The following is an 18,683-nucleotide window of genomic DNA, read 5'->3' as shown; positions in this document are numbered from 1 at the left end:
TTATGGCTAAATGATATACTTTTAATAACATTTTAAAAATTAAGAAAGGATATATCTATGCTTCAACTTGAACATTTATTCAAATCTTATCACGTTGGCGATACGGTCACTCATGCTTTAGATGATGTCTCTATTTCTTTTCGTGATAAAGAATTTGTCACAATTCTAGGACCTAGTGGTTCTGGTAAAACTACAATGTTGAATGTCATTGGTGGACTAGATCGCTATGATAAAGGTGATCTGATCATCAACGGAAAATCAACTAAGAACTTTAAGGAAACTGATTGGGATGCTTATCGAAACAACTCAGTTGGTTTTGTCTTTCAAAATTACAACTTAATTTCTCATCTATCAATTATTGCAAACGTTGAATTAGGAATGACTCTATCTGGTGTTCCAAGTAAAGAACGCCATGAAAAAGCCATCAAGGCTTTAACAGAAGTTGGTCTTAAAGACCATATTAATAAGCAGCCTAACCAATTATCCGGTGGTCAAATGCAACGTGTAGCAATCGCTCGTGCGATCGCAAATGACCCAGATATTTTACTCTGTGACGAACCTACTGGCGCCTTGGATACAGAAACTTCTGTCCAAATTATGGACTTGATCAAAGAATTATCCAAAAACCGTTTGGTTATCATGGTTACTCACAACCCAGAACTTGCCAAGGAATATGCAACTAGAATTGTTAACTTCCAAGATGGAAAAATCTTACATGATTCTGATCCTTTCGAAGCTGAGCAAGAACAAGACAAGTTCAAGTTGAAGCGAACTAAGATGTCATATTGGAACGCCATTAAACTTAGTTTCACTAACATCATGACCAAAAAGGCTAGAACTGCCTTAACTGCTTTTGCTTCCAGTATCGGAATTATCTCAATCGCAGTTGTGCTCTCTCTTTCAAATGGTTTCCAAAAACAGATTGACTCAACTATGAGTAAAGCTCTTGCTAAGTATCCAGTGGTAATTGCTCCAACTGCAACTGATATGACCTCGGCTACTACTCGAAAAGAGTCGGATAAAAATGTAAAAAATAGAGGTTATATTACTGCTAAGCCAGATGAATCACAAGAATCAACTCACAACAATAAAATCACTGAAGCTTATGTTGACTATGTTAAGAAGATCAACTCTGACTATGCTAATAACATTGCTTACCAAAGAGCAGTTAACTTAAATTTACTTTCTAAAGATGGAAATAAAGTTGAAAAAATTCAATTTTCAAACTCTGATCCAAATGCATCTGGAAATATGGCTGCAATGAGATCCCAAGCAATGTCATCAATCGGTGTTGGTTCAAGCGTCTTCCCCACTACACTTGATAAAAATAAAGGAAACTTTTTGAAACAAAACTACCAACTTCTTTCAGGTGCTTGGCCAAGTAAGTCAACTGATTTAGTTTTAGTGACTGATAATAAAAATACAGTTAACATTAATTCTTTGAAGAATCTTGGCTTTAAGGTTAATGATGGTAAGAAGTTTAAGTTTGATCAATTAATTGGTAAGGAATTCAGTTTAGTATCTAATAATGATTACTACCAGAAGCTACCTACAGGGATGTTTATTCCAAGCAAGGCAAACACTAACATGTACAACTCTGGTACCAAGTTAAGATTGGCTGCTGTAATTCGTCCAAAGAATGAAAATTCAATGGCTCTTCTTTCAACTGGAATTGCTTACAGCGATAAGCTTTCACAAGAAGCAATTAATCAAAACCTCGACTCTGACATTGTTAAAGCTCAGAAGAAGACTAACGACAATGTAATGACTGGTCAGAAGATGAATGCAAGTGAAAAGAAGCAATTCCTTCAAAGCTTAGGTGGTTCAAGCATCCCTAGTTCGATTATGATCTATCCAAATAACTTTGACTCTAAAAACAAGGTTTTAGACTACTTAGACAAGTGGAATAAGGGTAAAGCCAAAAAGAACCAAATTATTTACACTGATATGTCTAGTGCCGTTACAACTATGACTGGTGGACTTCTTAATGGAATTACCACTGTTCTTGTAGCCTTTGCGGCCATCTCATTGATCACTTCAATGATTATGATTGGTATTTTAACTTACACTTCAGTACTTGAAAGAACCAAGGAAATTGGGGTACTTAAGGCTTTAGGTGCACGTAAAAAAGATATTACTCGTGTATTTGACGCAGAAACATTTATTTTGGGAGTTTTATCAGGTGTCCTCGGTGTCGTAATTGCCTACCTCTTAACCTTCCCAATCAACAGTATTATCTACAATATTACTGATTTAGCTAACGTCGCTCAACTTAGCCCAGTTGCGGCCTTAATCTTAATTTTAATTTCTACAATTTTAACTATGATCGGTGGACACCTTCCTGCTAAGATGGCTGCTAAAAAGGATGCCGCAATTGCTTTAAGAAGTGAATAAAAGTATATTCTTTCTCATCCACAACATCGGGTGTAAAATGGAAACTGAATATCTTTGATGAAAAAAGTCGCCTTTCCAAATTTGGAGAGACGGCTTTTCCTTATGCAGTAAGCTTCAGAGAAGTTACACACAATCCACAGAGTTTTCCACAATATGTTGATGCTCGACTTTAAGTGATTCTACATATTGTATGTAAATCTAATAAAATTAGGGTCTGATGTTTCACAGTATTTGCTAAGTTTTTGATTTTTTATTTGACAAAATGGCATATACCATTTTATAATGGACTAGACCAGTAAATGAGGAGGATTTAATTATGAAAGTTATCGTTACTGAAAACAAAATTCAAGGCGGCGCAAAAGCCTTCGAAATTTTTGAAAAAGGAATTAAAAATGGTGCCAAGGTCTTAGGCCTTGCAACTGGATCAACTCCAGAAACTCTCTACCAAAATTGGGTAGAAAGTGATCTTAACTGTTCCGATCTTATCAGTATCAATCTTGATGAATATGTTGGCTTAAAGCCTGACAATCCTCAAAGTTACCACTACTTCATGCAAAAGCATCTCTTCGACAAAAAGCCATTCAAGAAGACTTACGTTCCTGATGGTATGACTGAAGATGTGAAATCATTCTGTAAAGAATATGATCAAATTATCAAGGACAACCCAATTGATATTCAATTATTAGGAATTGGTCGCAACGGTCACATCGCTTTCAATGAACCGGGCACACCATTCACTTCTACAACTCATGAAGTTAAATTAACTGAAAACACAATTAAGGCTAACTCACGCTTCTTCGACAACATTGATGAAGTTCCTAAGAGTGCAATCTGCATGGGAATTGCTAATATTATGTCTGCTAAGAAGATTGTTTTAATGGCTTTCGGTGAAAAGAAGGCTCATGCAATCAAGGAAATGCTTGAAGGTGAAATTAGTGAAGAAGTTCCTGCAACTATTTTGCAAAAACACCCTGATGTTACTGTGATTTGTGATGAAGCTGCAGCTCAAGAACTTGATGATAAGTACAAGAATTAAACGCAATTTTATTTTATAGATCAAATTTAAATTATTAAAAAAGGCCAATAAGTCAATTTCGACTTGTTGGTCTTTTCGTTTACAAATGAATTTCAAGCTCAGCTAAACACTACTGCATATTGTATTATTCGCTAACCTTCATACTTAATCTTTGAAGAATGATAAAATAGCTTGACTTTTCTCGCTAAGAGCAAACTAAATTTACCCTTGTTTAGCCCCCATATCTCGTATTACAATATTTAAATGTCGAGAAAAATATCAACATATGGTGTTGGATAACGAAGAAAGAATGTGATCAAAGTTATTGTATTAAGTGGGCCAATTGGAGCCGGTAAATCCAGTTTAACTAGCATTTTAGCAGAGCACTTAGGGACTCAAGCTTTTTATGAAGGTGTTGATACTAACCCCGTCCTTCCTCTTTACTATAAGGATATGAAGCGTTATACCTTCTTACTTAATACCTACTTGCTTAACCACCGTTTGGCACAAATTAACACAGCAATCCGTGAAAAAAATAGTGTTTCTGACCGTTCTATCTACGAAGATGCACTCTTTTTCAAGATGAATGCTGACAGTAAAGTTGCTGATCCTACAGAATTCAAGATCTACGACAACTTACTTAATAATATGATGGAAGATACTCCTGGCAATCCAAGCAAGAAGCCAGATTTACTTATTTATATTCATGTATCTCTTGATACTATGCTTGCACGAATCAAGAAGCGTGGCCGTTCATTCGAACAGCTTTCAACCGATCCTGGCTTGAAGGACTACTACGCTAGACTTCTTAGCTACTACGAACCATGGTATGAAAACTACCATGCTTCTCCTAAGATGGAAATTAACGGTGATAAGCTTGACTTCATCATCAATGAAGATGCTAAAAAGGAAGTTTTAAGTGAAATTGATAATAAATTACGCGAAATTGGTAATTTATAAGAAACAGATGGATTAAATAAAAAGAAGGAACGTGATGACAGTTATTGTATTGAGCGGGCCAATTGGAGCCGGTAAATCCAGTTTAACTAAAATTTTATCTAACTATTTAGGAACTAAGCCATTTTACGAAAGTGTTGATGACAACCCTGTTTTACCACTTTTTTACGCTGATCCTGAAAAATATGCATTCTTACTTCAAGTATATTTCTTAAATACCCGTTTCCACAGCATCAAGGCTGCGCTTAGCGAAGGCAATAATGTACTTGACCGTTCCATCTATGAGGATGCCCTCTTCTTCCAAATGAATGCCGATATTGGGCGTGCAACTAAAGAAGAAGTTGATACTTACTACGAACTTCTTCACAATATGATGAATGAACTTGAAAGAATGCCTAAGAAAAGTCCGGACTTGCTTGTTCATATTGATGTATCATATGACACAATGATCAAGCGAATCCAAAAGCGTGGCCGTCCTTACGAACAGCTTAGCTACGACTCAACTTTGGAAGACTACTATAAGCGTCTTCTTCGTTATTACAAGCCTTGGTATGAAAAGTATGACTACTCTGCCAAGATATCAATCGATGGTGATAAGCTTGATTTCATGACTTCAGAAAAAGATCGTGAAATCGTCTTAGATCAAATCGTTGCTAAACTTAAAGAGATTGGTAAACTCCCAGAAGATTGGGATAAATCAACTGATATTCAAATTGAAGCCTAACAAAAACCGCTTTGAGAAGTTTTCTCAAAGCGGTTTATTTTTTGAATTAAATTATTTCATAATGGTGGTTAACATTGCACCAATCAAAATAATGATTAGGCCAGCGATAGTATAAATGTAACCCTTCTTGGTCTTCTTTTCGTGTAAGAATAGCATCCCACCCAAAGTTGAAATCACAACTGAAAGCTGTGAAATAACGAAAGCAGTATTAACACCATTATCTTGCACTGAAAGGATGTAGCCAATTGCAGCAATTGCGAAGATAAAACCTGCTAGTAAACTTTGCCAGCTACTCTTAGCCTTAAGTTCGCCAAGTTGCTTAGTGAATAGCATATAGATAAGAACTGCTAGAACCATACCAACTGATTCTGGGAAGAAAATAGCAATTCCTGAAGCTGACATTGCCTTAGGAATAGAGTTATAAACAATATATCCTAAAGTAGTGCAGACAAGCATGATGATAGTACCAGTTTGGTTTTTCTTATCTCCACTTTCTTCACCAGTATCAGATACTGAAGTTAAAATTGCACCGATAATTAAAAGTGCAATTCCGATAAATCCCCAAACCTTAGCGCTAGTAGTTGCCCATTCACTAAAAATCACAACCCCAACAATTGAAGTACCGATCAATTGAAGACCAGTAGAGATTGGCATAGTTTCAGAAACACCAATTTTAGCATAACCAGTATATTGACCAATTTGCCCAATAACCCAGAACGCTCCAGCAAGTGCTGAAAGCCAAAAGGTCTTCGCATCGATACTTGTATGAATAAATGGTAAAGCAATCAAGCCAACAATTAAAGTACCTACAGTAGTACCAAAAACTTGGTTAACCGGTTTACCGTTAATCTTAGCAACTGCAAGTGGTAAAATACCCCAAGCAATCGCCGGAATAAACATATAAACGTAATTCATTTTATTATCTCCCTAACCTAATATAAAAAAGTAAGTGAATGAAACCATTTTAGCGGTTTCATTACTTTGAAGTCAATACTTTTTTGTCTAATTGAACTATAAAATTTTATTATTTGATAACTATCATTTCTTATTTTGTTAATATAATTCGCGTTTACAAAATTTCACAAGAATGTTAAAGTAATAAAGTCGTTGAGTAAGATTAAAAACACGAACATTAAATCTGGGAGAAAAAATGAATTTTATTAAATCTTATTTCAAGCTTAATGAATACAAAACCAGTATTAGAACTGAGTTCATCGCTGGTCTAACTACCTTCATAAGCATGTCTTATATTTTATTTGTTAACCCTAGCGTTTTAGGCGCAAGTGGTATGAATACTGGTGCGGTCTTCACTGCTACCGCCCTTTCAGCCGCACTTGGTACGGCTATTATGGGGATCGTCGCAAACTATCCAATTGGTGAAGCACCTGCACTTGGAATTAACGCTTTCTTTGCTTACACCGTATGTATTGGAATGCATGTATCTTGGCAAACAGCTTTAGCGAGCGTTTTCGTTGCATCAATCATCTTCATCTTAATTACGCTCCTCAAGTTGCGTGAAAAGATCATTGATTCAATTCCAGCTGACTTAAAGTTTGCTATTTCATCTGGTATCGGTTTATTCATTGCCTTCTTAGGTCTTCAAAACGGTAAATTAATCGTTGCTAACAAATCAACTTTAGTTGGTCTTGGTTCACTACACGATCCACTTGTTTGGGTAACAATCTTTGGCTTGCTTGTAACTGTGATTTTGATGATCCTGGGCGTACCTGGTGCAATCTTTATCGGAATGGTACTTGCAGCAATTTTTGGTATTTGTACTGGTCAAATCGCCTTACCACACAAGATCATTTCTACCGCCCCAAGTTTGGCACCAACATTTGGACAAGCAATTTTCCATATTAAGGACATCAATTCTGTTCAAATGTGGGTTGTTGTCTTGACTTTCCTTCTTGTTACCTTCTTTGATACTGCTGGTACTTTAATTGGACTTGCTCAACAAGCCGGTTTCATGAAGAACAACAAGATGCCTAGAGTCGGTAAAGCCTTGGCCGCTGACTCAACTGCCATGATGTTTGGTTCTGTTTTTGGTACATCACCTGTTGGTGCTTTCGTTGAATCAAGTGCCGGTATTGCTGTTGGTGGTAGAACCGGTCTTACTGCAGTCTTTGTTGCTATTTTCTTCTTAGTCTCAATGATCTTCAGTCCACTTCTTAGTGTCTTCACTAGCCAAGTTACTGCACCCGCTTTGATCATTGTTGGAGTATTGATGGCTCAAAACACTGCCCATATCCACTGGAATAAACTCGAAATTGCTGTTCCTTCATTCTTAATTATTTTAGGAATGCCTCTTACCTACTCAATTTCTGATGGTTTATCATGGGGTATGATTACTTATCCAATCTGTATGCTTGCTGCAAAACGTGGCAAAGAAATCACACCGATGATGTGGGTCCTGTTCGTGGTCTTCCTTATCTTCTTATGGGTGCTGAATTTTTAGTTGAATTAAGCTCCTAAAAAAGAATTATTTCCTAGGAAATAATTCTCAACAGAAAAATCCAGTTAGGCCTTATGTCCTAGCTGGATTTTTTGTTATCTATCTACTTCACCATATGCTTTCTAAAGAATTCTGCTTCTTCATCATTTGCCTGATCAGCCAACTCATCTCTTTGATTAATCAGGAAAACATGATGCTCAGGATGGTTTTCATCGCCCCAGGACTTCTGAATCACTTCCACGTTCTTTGCTCTTAAATAGCCATCCAATCGAACGGCACAATCATGAATAAAATCAAGGTTGGCTGTAGAAATAAAAGTTGGTAAAAAGTCCTTAGTAATATATTTTTCTACATTAATTAAGTCCTGATTTTTCGGATCTGCCATCACTTCTGGGCTAAAGTATGCTGATGGAGCATCAGCAAGCATACCCGGATCAGCGATAAAGGTGGCTGGACTGTTAAGAGCAACTGCTCTAAATTTAAGATCAGTTAATGTATAACCAAATTTCTTCCGATATTCCGGGTTGGTCAAAATTGCGGTGTATTGTTCAGCCATTTGACCACCAGCAGAATCTCCAATCAAGAAGACATTATCCTTATCAAGATTGTATTCATCCGCATGATCTGCCACCCAGTGAATATATTCATCTACTTGATCAAGTTCCTCTGGAAATTTAGCTTCTGGACCTAATTTGTAGTTGGGATTAATGAAGGCAAATCCACGCTTGGCCATCCCCATGCCATAGAATTGGTAGGTTTCTTTCGTTCCGTAAACCCAACCGCCACCGTGAATATTGATAATTACTGGATACTTACCTTTTACATTCTTTGGTAAGTAAATATTTAATAAATTCCATTTAGGATCTGCACCATATTGAAGGTTATCGATTCTTTTTACTTCAGGAATATTGTGTGGGAGGCCTGCATCTCGTTTATCATCGCTGGCCTTCATTTCCATGCGCATTTTTTTGACAGCTTCTAAGATTTCTTTATCAGTCATAACAATCCCTTTCAGTTAGTCATTTTTGGTTAAACGCTTACATTGCTAATTTTAGGAAATCTCGTGATAAGAAACAAGTAATTTAATATAGCTGAATTAATATAGCAATTAAAATATATTCGGATTCTACGACTTTATTTCTAATTTTGAGAAAAGTATTTTTACTTTTTAACAAAAAGTAGAACATTCTTTAAATGCATGATTGAAATAGTTAGCTTTTCATTTATAATATTAATTAAATATTCGGTTAAATTTTGATTTTGCAGATTTTTTAACTGTTTTAATTGAATTAGGAGATTAAAACGAACTATCAACTTGGAGGACTAAATGAATTCGATTAACAAATTCTTTCATTTGAGTGAAAACAATACTTCATTCAAAACAGAACTTTTAGCGGGATTAACTACATTTGTAAGTATGTCCTACATCCTTTTCGTCAACCCTAACATCTTAGGTGCCAGTGGAATGGATAAGGGCGCACTTTTCACAGTTACCGCTTTATCATCTGCCTTTACTTGTATTGTAATGGGTTTAATTGCTAACTATCCAATCGCCTCAGCTCCTACGCTTGGACTTAATGCCTTCTTCACATATACTGTTTGTCTTGGCATGAAGGTTACTTGGCAAACTGCACTTGCCGCAGTATTTGTAGCTTCAATTTTGTTCATTATTTTAACCGTTTTTAAGATTCGCGAAAAAATCATTGATGCAATTCCAACCGATATTAAATACGCAATTTCTGCGGGTATTGGATTGTTCATCGCCTTCATTGGTCTTCAAGGTGGTAAGCTGATTCAAAACAGTGATTCAACTCTTGTAACAATCGGTTCTTTGAACAATCCTACTGTTTGGATTACCATTTTTGGTTTAATCATCACAATTTTCTTAATGATCGCCAATGTTCCTGGTGCGATCTTTATCGGAATGATCGCTTCTGCTGTTTTCGGAATTGCTATTGGTCAAATTCCTTTGCCTACTGCAGTTGTTTCTTCAATTCCAAGTATTGCGCCAACCTTTGGTCAAGCAATCTTCCACATCAGCGACATTAACAGCTTCCAAATGTGGATCGTCGTCTTTACCTTCTTATTGGTTACCTTCTTTGATACTACTGGTACTTTAATCGGATTGGTTCAACAAGCCGGTTTCATGAAGAACAATAAGATGCCACGTGCTGGTGAAGCGTTAGCTGCCGATTCTAGTGGTATGCTGGTCGGTTCGGTTCTTGGTACATCACCTGTTGGTGCCTTCGTTGAATCGAGTGCCGGTATTGCTATTGGTGGTAAAACTGGTTTAACCGCTGTATGGGTTGGAATTTTCTTCATTATTTCAACCATTTTCAGTCCAATCTTAAGTATTTTCACCACTCAAGTTACTGCACCAGCATTGATTATTGTTGGAGTATTAATGGCAGAAAACTTGGCTCATGTACACTGGACTGATCTTGAAATTGCTATCCCTTGTTTCCTTATTGCATTAGGTATGCCACTTACTTACTCCATCTCTGATGGTCTTGGCTGGGGACTTGTAGTTTACCCAATTTCAATGATCGCTGCTAAGAAGGGCAAAAAAATCACGCCAATGATGTGGATTTTGTTTGCAGTGTTCATCATTTACTTTGTTGTTTTGAATATCAAATAAATTTATCCTAATAATATTCTTTAAGAGAGATCATAAAAGTGATCTCTTTTCTTTTTATTCAATTATTTCCCAGGAAATTTCTAAGCTCATTTGCATATATGATAAATTTCTGCTATAATACTTTACAATTAATTTATATATCTATATATCGTCGAAATAAGGTCGACAGTATCTACCCTGAGCCATAAATTCAGGACTATAGGTATCAGACGTCATAAATTATCAAAAGGACATCTTTTACCCATAGTATTGGTAAGAGTTGTCCTTTTTCTTTGACGATTTTTATGTTGGAGGAACAATGCAGGTTTTTAATAATATTTTTCATTTAGAGGATGCACATACTAATGTTAAGCGCGAATTAGTTGCTGCTTTAACAACTTTCGTTTCATTATCATACATTCTTTTTGTTAACCCTAATATTTTACACGCTGCTGGCATCCCTGCCGGTGCAGCCTTTACTGTTACAGCTATTGCGACAGCAATCGGATGTTTCATCATGGCTTTCGTTGCCAACTATCCAATAGCTTTGGCTCCAACTCTTGGTAGTGGCGCATTCTTCGCTTACAATGTTTGTGTTGCTATGCATATCAAATGGCAAACTGCTCTTGCTGCAGTACTTGTAGCTTCAATTTTGTTTGTTTTGATCACAGCTCTTCACCTTCGTGAATTAGTTGTTGACGCAATTCCACAGGATTTGAAATATGCAATTTCAGCGGGTATCGGTTTATTCATTGCTTTTATTGGTTTACAAAATGGTAAATTGATCATTAACAGTGATTCTTCACTTGTTACTCTTGGAAAGTTTTCATCTCCTGCTGTTTGGATTACTTTATTCGGTTTAGTTCTTACTGTCATCTTGATGTCAATGAACGTTCCTGGCTCAATCTTTATCGGTATGATTATTACCGCAATCTTCGGAATTATCATTGGTCAAATTCCACTTCCACACGCAATTATTTCAACTCCACCTTCAATTGCACCAACTTTTGGTCAAGCAGTTTTCCACTTAAGTGATATTAATACTCCGCAACTATTTATTGTTGTGTTAACTTTTCTTCTTGTTACTTTCTTTGATACTGCTGGTACTTTAATCGGTATGACTCAACAAGCAGGGATGGTTGATAAGGATGGTAAAATTCCACGCATTGGTCGCGCCTTTGCAGCTGACTCAACTGCTATGATCGAAGGTGCAATCCTTGGTACTGCTCCACTTGGTACTTCAGTTGAATCAAGTGCTGGTATCGCTATGGGTGGTAGAACTGGACTTACCGCATTCTTTGTCGGTATCTTCTTCTTGATCTCAATGATCTTCAGTCCACTTCTAGCCGTTATTCCAACAACTGTGACAGCTCCAGCTTTAATCATTGTTGGTGTGCTTATGGCTTCTAACCTTAAGTATATTAATTGGGAGAAGTTTGAAATTGCCTTTCCTGCATTTTTAATCGTTGTAGGAATGCCTCTTACTTACTCAATTTCAGATGGTTTAGCACTTGGTATGATCGCATACCCAATCACTATGATTGCTGCTAAGCGTTACAAAGAGATTTCTGTGATGATGTATATCTTATTCTTCATCTTTATCGGATTCTTCTTGATTACTAATTTATAAGAAAAGCAGGTCAATTGCGTACTGAGCCGTAAAAGTGTCTAACTTTTACGGCTTTTACTATGTCTACGCCTTATCCATCAACCCATCGGCATATTTATTAAAAATTATTGACATTAAACTATAAAGTTACTATGATATTACCAAATAAAAAATTTAGTTATCTTTAGGAGGAAAAATCAAGTTTCCAACTTGTGCTTTTTAAAAAATGAATACACGAAAGCTTAATGAACTAGAAGAAATATTGCGATACTTTAAAAAGTATAAACATATTCATTCTTATAAGATAGATATAGAGCATAGAACTGCGACAGTATATGTCAACTCCATAGAGGAGTTGACTAGTCTAATAAGCATGCTTGGAAGAATAGGTGCTTTTTATAACATAATGCAATTGGAGGAAAATAAAAGTGTGTATCGTTTTTCTATAATTAATTTTGATGGACAATGGAGAAAACAAGTTGCATTTTTTCCATAACCATAAAAACAGGTCTCAGTACATATTGAGACCTGTTTTTATATATTAATTACTCGACAATTACTATAAGATGTCTCAAAATTAAGGTATATGATTCAGTTTATATTTGGAGGAAAAATCATGAAGCATAAATTTTTAATTTCTGTTTTACTTGCAGCAGTTGCTATTGGTTTAACTGGTTGTTTTAACAATAACAATGGCAATGCTGGTCCAACTATCAACGAAACACTTTCCAAAAAGAACTTTACTAGCCTTAATGTTAATGCAAATGATGCTGACGTGAAGCTTTACGCTAGCGATCAGGCTAAGGTTATTTACAATGGCCCTAAAAAATTAAAACCTGAAGTAAAAGTAAAGAATGGAAAATTAGAGATTACTCAAAAAGCTAAGAATGGTATCAAAATTACTAATGGTACCGACGAAATTAAAATTTATTTACCTAAGAAAGCAATCTCTACTATCACTGTTTCCGCTAACGATGGTGATATCATTACTAACGGTACTGTTGTTGCCAAATACATAAACTTAGATAGTGATGACGGTGACATTAATATTGACAGATTAAATGTTACAAGAGGTCTTGCTTCTTCAGATGATGGTGATATCACCGTAAATCAATTAAGATCAATTAACGGTTTCAACTTAAATTCAAGTGATGGTGATATTAATGTTAAAAGTAGCAATGCTACCGGCTTTGACCTTACTTCCGATGATGGTGATGTAACTATTGATACCGGTAAGTCATCAACTAGCGGTAAGAGTAGCGATAACGGAGATGGCGGCTCATACCAAGAGAAACTATCAAGCAGAAATGTCTTACGCGCCCACAGTGATGACGGCGATGTAGTGGTTAGATAAAATTCCATATGAATATTTACTAAAAATACCTTACTTTTTGAAAAAGTAAGGTATTTTAATTTACAAATGTAAACTTATAAGTTATAGTTACAATTGTAAACGAAAAGAGGAAAAAAATGAATACTTCTGATAAAACAATCAACTCAATTTCAGATAGCGAATGGGAAGTCATGCGCATTGTCTGGACACTTGGCAATGCTAGTTCATCTGAAATAATTACTGACTTACAAGCAAAAAAAGACTGGACTGAATCAACCATTAAGACCTTAATCCGTCGATTAGTAGAAAAAAACTGGTTGACCACTGAAAAAGACGGTCGCCGTTTCATCTATTCAGCGGCCGTTAATCAAACTGATATGATGTATAAGGCCGCACAAGATTTACTTAGCCGAATGTGCGACATGCATAAAGGCGAAGTCATTCTTAAATTAATCGCTGACTCACCTATTTCTAAAGGAGATTTGGCTAAAATGACTGAAAAAATTTCTAAAAAGGAAAAAGATGCACCTGATATGGTTCCTTGCAACTGCCTACCAGGTAAGCCACACATGTGTTAAGAGGTGAAAAATAATGACTATTGCAAAAATTTTAACCATAATTATCGGACTTTTATTAATCGGATTCATCATCTGGTGGTTTTTCGGCAAACACAAAGAAGCTGTTGGAAACTCCACTGTTGTTAATGATCTTCAAAACGCAACTATTGTGGTTAAAGGTGGCTATTCACCTTCTACCGTTGTTTTGAAAAAAGGAATCCCAGCCGAAGTTAACTTCGATATGCAAGATTCAACCGCTTGTTTATCCCATGTTGTGTTCGAACAACTTGGAGTTAATGAAGATTTAACTAAGCAAAAGATCACGAGTGTAAAAATTCCTACTGACAAAGCTGGCACCTATAACTTTGCTTGCGGAATGGATATGTTTCATGGAAAGGTTATTGTAAAATGAGTATTTTTTCTAAAAATCAAAGCAAAAAAGTTGTTGTTAACGCCGATAATCATGGCTATAAACCTGATGTGATTACCTTCAAGCAAGGTAAGCCAGCTCAAGTAAAATTTATTCCCAGCAACAATATGGGATGTATGAACGAAATTGTTTTTAAAGATTTAGGTATTGATCAAAAATTAGACGCTCAAAATGAAGTTGTAGTTAATATTCCAACTGATAAGCCTGGCACCTACAACTTTGCCTGCGGAATGGATATGTTTCATGGAAAGGTAATCGTAAAATGACGAAATTATCAAATATTAAACGTTTTTGGATCTCCTTCATTCTTGCGATTCCGATGCTAGTTCAAATGCTAGCCATGCCTTTTCACTGGATGATGCCGGGATATAATTGGATTGCCTTGGTAACAACTACAATTATTATGGCGATTTCTGCACTGCCATATTGGCAAAGTGCAATTGCAGCATTCAAGAAGCATAGCGCCAACATGAACACTTTGGTTGCAGTTGGTACTTCTGTTACCTATTTTTACAGCATTTTCGCTATGATTACTGGCCGTCCGGTATATTTTGAAAGTGCGGCTTTCGTGACAGTCTTTGTTTTACTTGGAGATGCCATGGAAGAAAAAATGCATGATAATGCTTCAAACGCACTCGAAAAATTAATGAACCTACAAGCAAAAGACGCTGAAGTAATGCGTGATGGTAAGTTTGTGAAAATTCCACTTGATCAAGTTCAAGTTGGTGATCTGATCCGTGTAAAACCTGGTGAAAAAATTCCAGTTGATGGTGAAATTACCGAAGGAACTACCACTTTAGATGAGTCAATGGTTACTGGTGAAAGTATGCCGGTTACTAAAAAAGTTGGCGACAGTGTTGTTGGATCAACTATTAACAATAACGGTACTATTACCTTCAAGGCAACAAAAGTCGGTTCCGACACCATGTTGGCTCAAATTGTAACTTTAGTAAAAAAGGCGCAAACAAGCCATGCTCCAATTCAGAATTTAACCGATAAGATTTCCAATATCTTCGTTCCAGCAGTAATTATCATTGCTGTTCTCACCTTTGTTATCTGGTATGCATTCTTAGGAGCAAGTCCCGTTGAAGCTATGCTCTTTGCTGTAAGTGTAATCGTCATTGCTTGTCCATGTGCTTTGGGGCTTGCAACTCCAACCGCTTTAATGGTCGGAACGGCCAGAAGCGCTAAGATGGGCGTTTTAATCAAAAATGGTGAAGTCCTCCAAGAAGTTAGTGACTTAAACACCGTTGTGTTCGATAAGACTGGTACTATTACTGTTGGTAAACCGAAAGTTACCGATATTGTTGGTGACAAGAAAACTGTTTTAGCTGTTGCAGCCAGTCTTGAAGATGCATCTGAACACCCACTTGCTTCAGCAATCGTGAAACGAGCTAAGGCTGAAAAGATTGAAATTAAAAAAGTTGAAGCTTTCGAAGCCGTTGAAGGCAAAGGTGTGAAGGCTAAATTCAATGGTCAAACAGCATTAGTTGGTAGCAATCGACTTCTGGATGATGTAAATATTTCCCAGGAAATATCTGATCAAGCAAGTAAACTTCAGGCCGAAGCAAAGACCATTGTCTATGTTGGCCTAAATGGTAAAATCATTGGCTTAATCGCTATTCAAGATGTACCAAAAGAAAGCTCAAAAGCAGCAATTAGCGAGTTAAAAGTTCGCGGGTTAAAGACTGTTATGCTTACCGGTGATAATGAAAAAGTTGCCCGTGCAATCGCTGATCAAGTTGGAATTGACCAAGTAATCGCTGGAGTTTTACCAAGCGAAAAGGCAGCAGAAATTGAAAAATTGCAACATGCAGGAAATAAGGTTGCCTTTGTTGGTGACGGAATCAACGATGCACCTGCTCTTTCAACTGCCGATGTCGGTATTGCCATGGGTAGCGGAACTGATATTGCGATTGATTCAGGTGGAATTGTTTTAGTTCAAAATGATCTACGCGGCGTTGTCAGAGCCTTGGATATTTCTAAGAAGACTTTCAATCGGATTAAGTTAAACCTCTTCTGGGCCCTTATTTACAACACGATTGGTATTCCAATTGCGGCTGGTCTATTCATGCAGCTTGGACTTACACTTAGTCCAGAATTTGCAGCCCTTGCAATGGCCTTCTCATCAGTTTCAGTTGTTGGAAGTTCTCTTCTTTTGAACAAAACTAAGATTGCCGGGGATGATGCGGCGCTTAATTAAACAGAAAAACCGTCTAGCATTGCTAGGCGGTTTTTTATTTAATTCAAAATTTCAATCTGGCGCTTATCAACCCGAATCTCACCATCTTTTTCAAGTTCTTTAAGCTTTCTACTAAATGTCTCCGGAGTAACGCCTAAATAGCTCGCTATATCTTTTTTCTTAAGTTTTAAGCTAACTATATTAGATCCCTCTTTATTCGCCAAATCCTGTAAATAAGCCAATATACGATCTTTAGCTTCTAGCGAGTTTCTTCTGACTGAATTACGCTCGATCGTTACCAACTTTTCACCGAAATTATTGAGTAAATTCAACGCCAGGTCCGGTGTATTCTTGACTAAATCCTGGAAATCAACTCTATTCATTGAACAAATCCAGGTATCATCAAGTGCCTGAACAAAGTTTTCATTATCTTCTTTTTTAAAGAGACTGCTTTGGCCATCACTATCGCCCTGGTTTAAAACATTCAGAACTGTTTCCTTTCCTGCCTCATTCAAGTTATAAACTTTAGCGCTACCTTTATCTAGAAAAATAATTCCATCCTTACCATCGTCAGGTTGTCTGATTAAACTACCCTTTGGATAATATTCTTGGTGAGTTGAAATGGTTACTAATTTCTTACGCAAGTCTTCTGGCAAATCAGAAAATAGCGCAATATTACTTAGACACTCAAGTGGTGAATGTTGTTTTGCCATTCATACCAATCCTTTCTGAATATATTTTACCTGATCAAGTTTAAAAATTTTGCAAAAAGTACGATAAATATACTTTATAAAGTAAATTTCGGTATTACTTATTATCATTAAAGATTTGCTTTTAAACAAAAAATAAGGTTCATAATGAACCTTATTTTTCTATCCTAATCTAATCTTCCACAACCATATTCTCACGAGCAGCTTCGCGCTTACGCATCCATGGTAAGATAAATCCTAAACCAAAGAGCACAATTACAGTGATAATGTTCAAGAGTAATTGATGACTAAATGCAGCAGTTCCAAGTTCTACATTTTGAGGAATGAATCCTAAAGTAGCACAGACAAAGGTAAAGGCTAAACACCAACCACCGACAATCAAAGCGCCAGTCTTATTCTTAATAAAGACATAATTTGAATGGTACTTTTCTTGGTGAAGTCTCATCGCAACGAAGGCGAAGAATACCCAACAAGTCTTATATGGTGAAATAATACCGTTAATATTTAAAAGCCAGTTATAGATTGTGTTGATGTTTGGCAAAGTTCCAGTAAGTAAAAGAAGGAATAAACTCAAACCAACAGTGAAGGTGTAACTGTGTACTGGACGACCGTTCTTGTTTTTCTTAGTAAGCCATTTAGGCATGAATCTATCTGCAACGTCACCGGCAAATACACGACTTGATGCATCAAGAAGCACTGCAAGTTGAGCCATCATGAAGAGGGCCTGAACAACTGCAAAGACGTACATCAAGACTTTACCTACGCCTAAACTTTCACCAAGAAGTTGGAAAGCATAGTATGGACCGTTCATCTTGAAGTCGTGTGGAATGTGATGAGCGTTAAAGAACATTGCTAAAGCAAGGGTACCGAAAATGGTAAGGAAACCTGTCATAATTGCAAGCATCCACATTGCCTTAGGGAATTCATGCTTAGGATCACGCATTTGCACAACGTATGGAGCGGCAAGTTCCGCACCAGACATGGCAAAGATCAAAAGACCAGTAGTTGAGAAGTAATTCAAGCTAAATGATGGCTTAAATGCACCCCAGTTGAATGGTTGAGTTGCGATATGGTGACCATGCATAACTGCCCAAGCTGCAAGTAAAACAAAGAGCATGGACATAATGAACATTGCCCCACCACCGATAAGTGAAAGAATTTCAAGTGAGTTTCTCAAGCGATTTTCTAGCAAAATGAATACTAAAATAATCACGAAGGTCAAAATCCCAAACCAGAAGGTCGACATTCTCTTGTCTAATGAATTATCACCGAAAATAATCCAACTGAAGGATACGATAACTGAATTGGAAACGTCCACGATGTAAGGCACACTCTGTACCCAGTACATCCATGATGTCCAGTATCCTAATGTATCGTTGCTACTATAACGAACCCATGAAGCAAGTCCCCCGGCCTGATTATCAAAGGTCAAACTCATTTGACTTGAAATAAGTGCATAAGGAATGACATAGGTAAATAGTAAGAAAATCCATGAAACTACAACTGACAATCCTTGGTTTTGGAAAGGATAGAAAATATTCTCAAAACTAATGATTGTAACAAAGTCAATTAAGGCAATGACTGGCCAACTCATATAATGTTTTTTATTAGGCTCTAAGTCACTTAAAACGTCTACTTTATCCAATTTAAATCTCCCAAAAAATCTAATTTCTCAGTTTATCACCAAAAAGTTAATTATT

Annotated in this window: 16 protein-coding genes and 1 riboswitch; of the genes, 12 read left to right on the top strand and 4 right to left on the bottom strand. The window is 36.6% G+C overall.

Features of this window, described 5'->3' with window-relative positions; genetic code table 11:
• Nucleotides 1–57: 57 nt before the first annotated feature.
• The 4 genes from NFR82_RS01425 to NFR82_RS01410 all read left to right on the top strand — a co-directional run bounded on the left by NFR82_RS01425 (nt 58) and on the right by NFR82_RS01410 (nt 5,090).
• On the top strand, nt 58–2,394 hold the full coding sequence (locus NFR82_RS01425) for an ABC transporter ATP-binding protein/permease (protein ID WP_251716371.1): 2,337 nt from the start codon (nt 58–60) through the stop codon (nt 2,392–2,394).
• Between the two features lie 316 nt (nt 2,395–2,710).
• Nucleotides 2,711–3,430 carry a glucosamine-6-phosphate deaminase gene (nagB, locus tag NFR82_RS01420; RefSeq protein WP_251716370.1) on the top strand — a complete coding sequence of 240 codons (720 nt, stop codon included), beginning with the start codon at nt 2,711–2,713 and terminating at the stop codon, nt 3,428–3,430.
• 291 nt (nt 3,431–3,721) lie between these two features.
• Nucleotides 3,722–4,369 carry a deoxynucleoside kinase gene (locus NFR82_RS01415; RefSeq protein ID WP_251716369.1) on the top strand — a complete coding sequence of 216 codons (648 nt, stop codon included), beginning with the start codon at nt 3,722–3,724 and terminating at the stop codon, nt 4,367–4,369.
• Between the two features lie 34 nt (nt 4,370–4,403).
• Nucleotides 4,404–5,090, top strand: coding sequence for a deoxynucleoside kinase (locus NFR82_RS01410; protein ID WP_251716368.1), 687 nt, complete (start codon nt 4,404–4,406; stop codon nt 5,088–5,090).
• Between the two features lie 51 nt (nt 5,091–5,141).
• Here the strand turns inward: NFR82_RS01410 and NFR82_RS01405 are convergent, their stop codons facing one another.
• A complete protein-coding gene (locus tag NFR82_RS01405; protein ID WP_251716367.1) occupies nt 5,142–6,005 on the bottom strand; it encodes a GRP family sugar transporter in 864 nt (287 codons plus the stop codon).
• Between the two features lie 235 nt (nt 6,006–6,240).
• Between NFR82_RS01405 and NFR82_RS01400 the strand changes: the two genes are divergently transcribed.
• Nucleotides 6,241–7,548: an NCS2 family permease gene (locus tag NFR82_RS01400; protein WP_251716366.1), complete on the top strand. Its 1,308-nt coding sequence runs from the start codon at nt 6,241–6,243 to the stop codon at nt 7,546–7,548.
• Nucleotides 7,549–7,648: 100 nt separating this feature from the next.
• Here the strand turns inward: NFR82_RS01400 and NFR82_RS01395 are convergent, their stop codons facing one another.
• Complete coding sequence (locus tag NFR82_RS01395; RefSeq protein ID WP_251716365.1) at nt 7,649–8,545, bottom strand: alpha/beta hydrolase; 897 nt, start codon at nt 8,543–8,545, stop codon at nt 7,649–7,651.
• Nucleotides 8,546–8,872: 327 nt separating this feature from the next.
• Between NFR82_RS01395 and NFR82_RS01390 the strand changes: the two genes are divergently transcribed.
• The 7 genes from NFR82_RS01390 to NFR82_RS01360 all read left to right on the top strand — a co-directional run bounded on the left by NFR82_RS01390 (nt 8,873) and on the right by NFR82_RS01360 (nt 16,294).
• Nucleotides 8,873–10,183: an NCS2 family permease gene (locus NFR82_RS01390; RefSeq protein ID WP_251716364.1), complete on the top strand. Its 1,311-nt coding sequence runs from the start codon at nt 8,873–8,875 to the stop codon at nt 10,181–10,183.
• A 121-nt stretch (nt 10,184–10,304) separates the two neighbouring features.
• A riboswitch (purine riboswitch) is annotated at nt 10,305–10,402 on the top strand.
• Nucleotides 10,403–10,481: 79 nt separating this feature from the next.
• Nucleotides 10,482–11,792, top strand: coding sequence for an NCS2 family permease (locus NFR82_RS01385; protein WP_251716363.1), 1,311 nt, complete (start codon nt 10,482–10,484; stop codon nt 11,790–11,792).
• Between the two features lie 595 nt (nt 11,793–12,387).
• Nucleotides 12,388–13,125, top strand: coding sequence for a DUF4097 family beta strand repeat-containing protein (locus NFR82_RS01380; RefSeq protein WP_251716362.1), 738 nt, complete (start codon nt 12,388–12,390; stop codon nt 13,123–13,125).
• A 116-nt stretch (nt 13,126–13,241) separates the two neighbouring features.
• Nucleotides 13,242–13,682 (top strand): CopY/TcrY family copper transport repressor, encoded by a 441-nt coding sequence (locus NFR82_RS01375; RefSeq protein ID WP_251716361.1) that lies wholly within the window; start codon nt 13,242–13,244, stop codon nt 13,680–13,682.
• A 13-nt stretch (nt 13,683–13,695) separates the two neighbouring features.
• Nucleotides 13,696–14,073, top strand: a complete 378-nt coding sequence (locus NFR82_RS01370) for a cupredoxin domain-containing protein (protein ID WP_251716360.1) — start codon at nt 13,696–13,698, stop codon at nt 14,071–14,073.
• On the top strand, nt 14,070–14,357 hold the full coding sequence (locus tag NFR82_RS01365; RefSeq protein ID WP_251716359.1) for a cupredoxin domain-containing protein: 288 nt from the start codon (nt 14,070–14,072) through the stop codon (nt 14,355–14,357). Before NFR82_RS01370 ends, NFR82_RS01365 begins: the two co-directional genes overlap by 4 nt.
• Entirely contained in the window at nt 14,354–16,294 is a 1,941-nt protein-coding gene (locus tag NFR82_RS01360) for a copper-translocating P-type ATPase (protein WP_251716358.1), read from the top strand. Before NFR82_RS01365 ends, NFR82_RS01360 begins: the two co-directional genes overlap by 4 nt.
• Before the next feature lie 38 nt (nt 16,295–16,332).
• Here the strand turns inward: NFR82_RS01360 and NFR82_RS01355 are convergent, their stop codons facing one another.
• Entirely contained in the window at nt 16,333–16,986 is a 654-nt protein-coding gene (locus tag NFR82_RS01355) for a Crp/Fnr family transcriptional regulator (RefSeq protein ID WP_251716357.1), read from the bottom strand.
• Nucleotides 16,987–17,155: 169 nt separating this feature from the next.
• A complete protein-coding gene (locus tag NFR82_RS01350; protein ID WP_251716356.1) occupies nt 17,156–18,628 on the bottom strand; it encodes an APC family permease in 1,473 nt (490 codons plus the stop codon).
• Nucleotides 18,629–18,683 lie beyond the last annotated feature (55 nt).

This window comes from Lactobacillus agrestimuris, from assembly GCF_943193025.1.
GTDB classification, from domain to species: Bacteria; Bacillota; Bacilli; order Lactobacillales; family Lactobacillaceae; genus Lactobacillus; species Lactobacillus agrestimuris.
The sequence above is the reverse complement of the archived record's forward strand: the minus strand, read 5'-3'. Positions and strand labels throughout refer to the sequence as shown.

Coding starts and splice junctions, on each gene's coding strand:
- NFR82_RS01425 (WP_251716371.1), top strand. CDS start 58: ATGCTTCAACTTGAACATTTATTCAAATCTTATCACGTTGGCGATACG.
- nagB (WP_251716370.1), top strand. CDS start 2,711: ATGAAAGTTATCGTTACTGAAAACAAAATTCAAGGCGGCGCAAAAGCC.
- NFR82_RS01410 (WP_251716368.1), top strand. CDS start 4,404: ATGACAGTTATTGTATTGAGCGGGCCAATTGGAGCCGGTAAATCCAGT.
- NFR82_RS01405 (WP_251716367.1), bottom strand. CDS start 6,005: ATGAATTACGTTTATATGTTTATTCCGGCGATTGCTTGGGGTATTTTA.
- NFR82_RS01400 (WP_251716366.1), top strand. CDS start 6,241: ATGAATTTTATTAAATCTTATTTCAAGCTTAATGAATACAAAACCAGT.
- NFR82_RS01395 (WP_251716365.1), bottom strand. CDS start 8,545: ATGACTGATAAAGAAATCTTAGAAGCTGTCAAAAAAATGCGCATGGAA.
- NFR82_RS01390 (WP_251716364.1), top strand. CDS start 8,873: ATGAATTCGATTAACAAATTCTTTCATTTGAGTGAAAACAATACTTCA.
- NFR82_RS01385 (WP_251716363.1), top strand. CDS start 10,482: ATGCAGGTTTTTAATAATATTTTTCATTTAGAGGATGCACATACTAAT.
- NFR82_RS01380 (WP_251716362.1), top strand. CDS start 12,388: ATGAAGCATAAATTTTTAATTTCTGTTTTACTTGCAGCAGTTGCTATT.
- NFR82_RS01375 (WP_251716361.1), top strand. CDS start 13,242: ATGAATACTTCTGATAAAACAATCAACTCAATTTCAGATAGCGAATGG.
- NFR82_RS01370 (WP_251716360.1), top strand. CDS start 13,696: ATGACTATTGCAAAAATTTTAACCATAATTATCGGACTTTTATTAATC.
- NFR82_RS01365 (WP_251716359.1), top strand. CDS start 14,070: ATGAGTATTTTTTCTAAAAATCAAAGCAAAAAAGTTGTTGTTAACGCC.
- NFR82_RS01360 (WP_251716358.1), top strand. CDS start 14,354: ATGACGAAATTATCAAATATTAAACGTTTTTGGATCTCCTTCATTCTT.
- NFR82_RS01355 (WP_251716357.1), bottom strand. CDS start 16,986: ATGGCAAAACAACATTCACCACTTGAGTGTCTAAGTAATATTGCGCTA.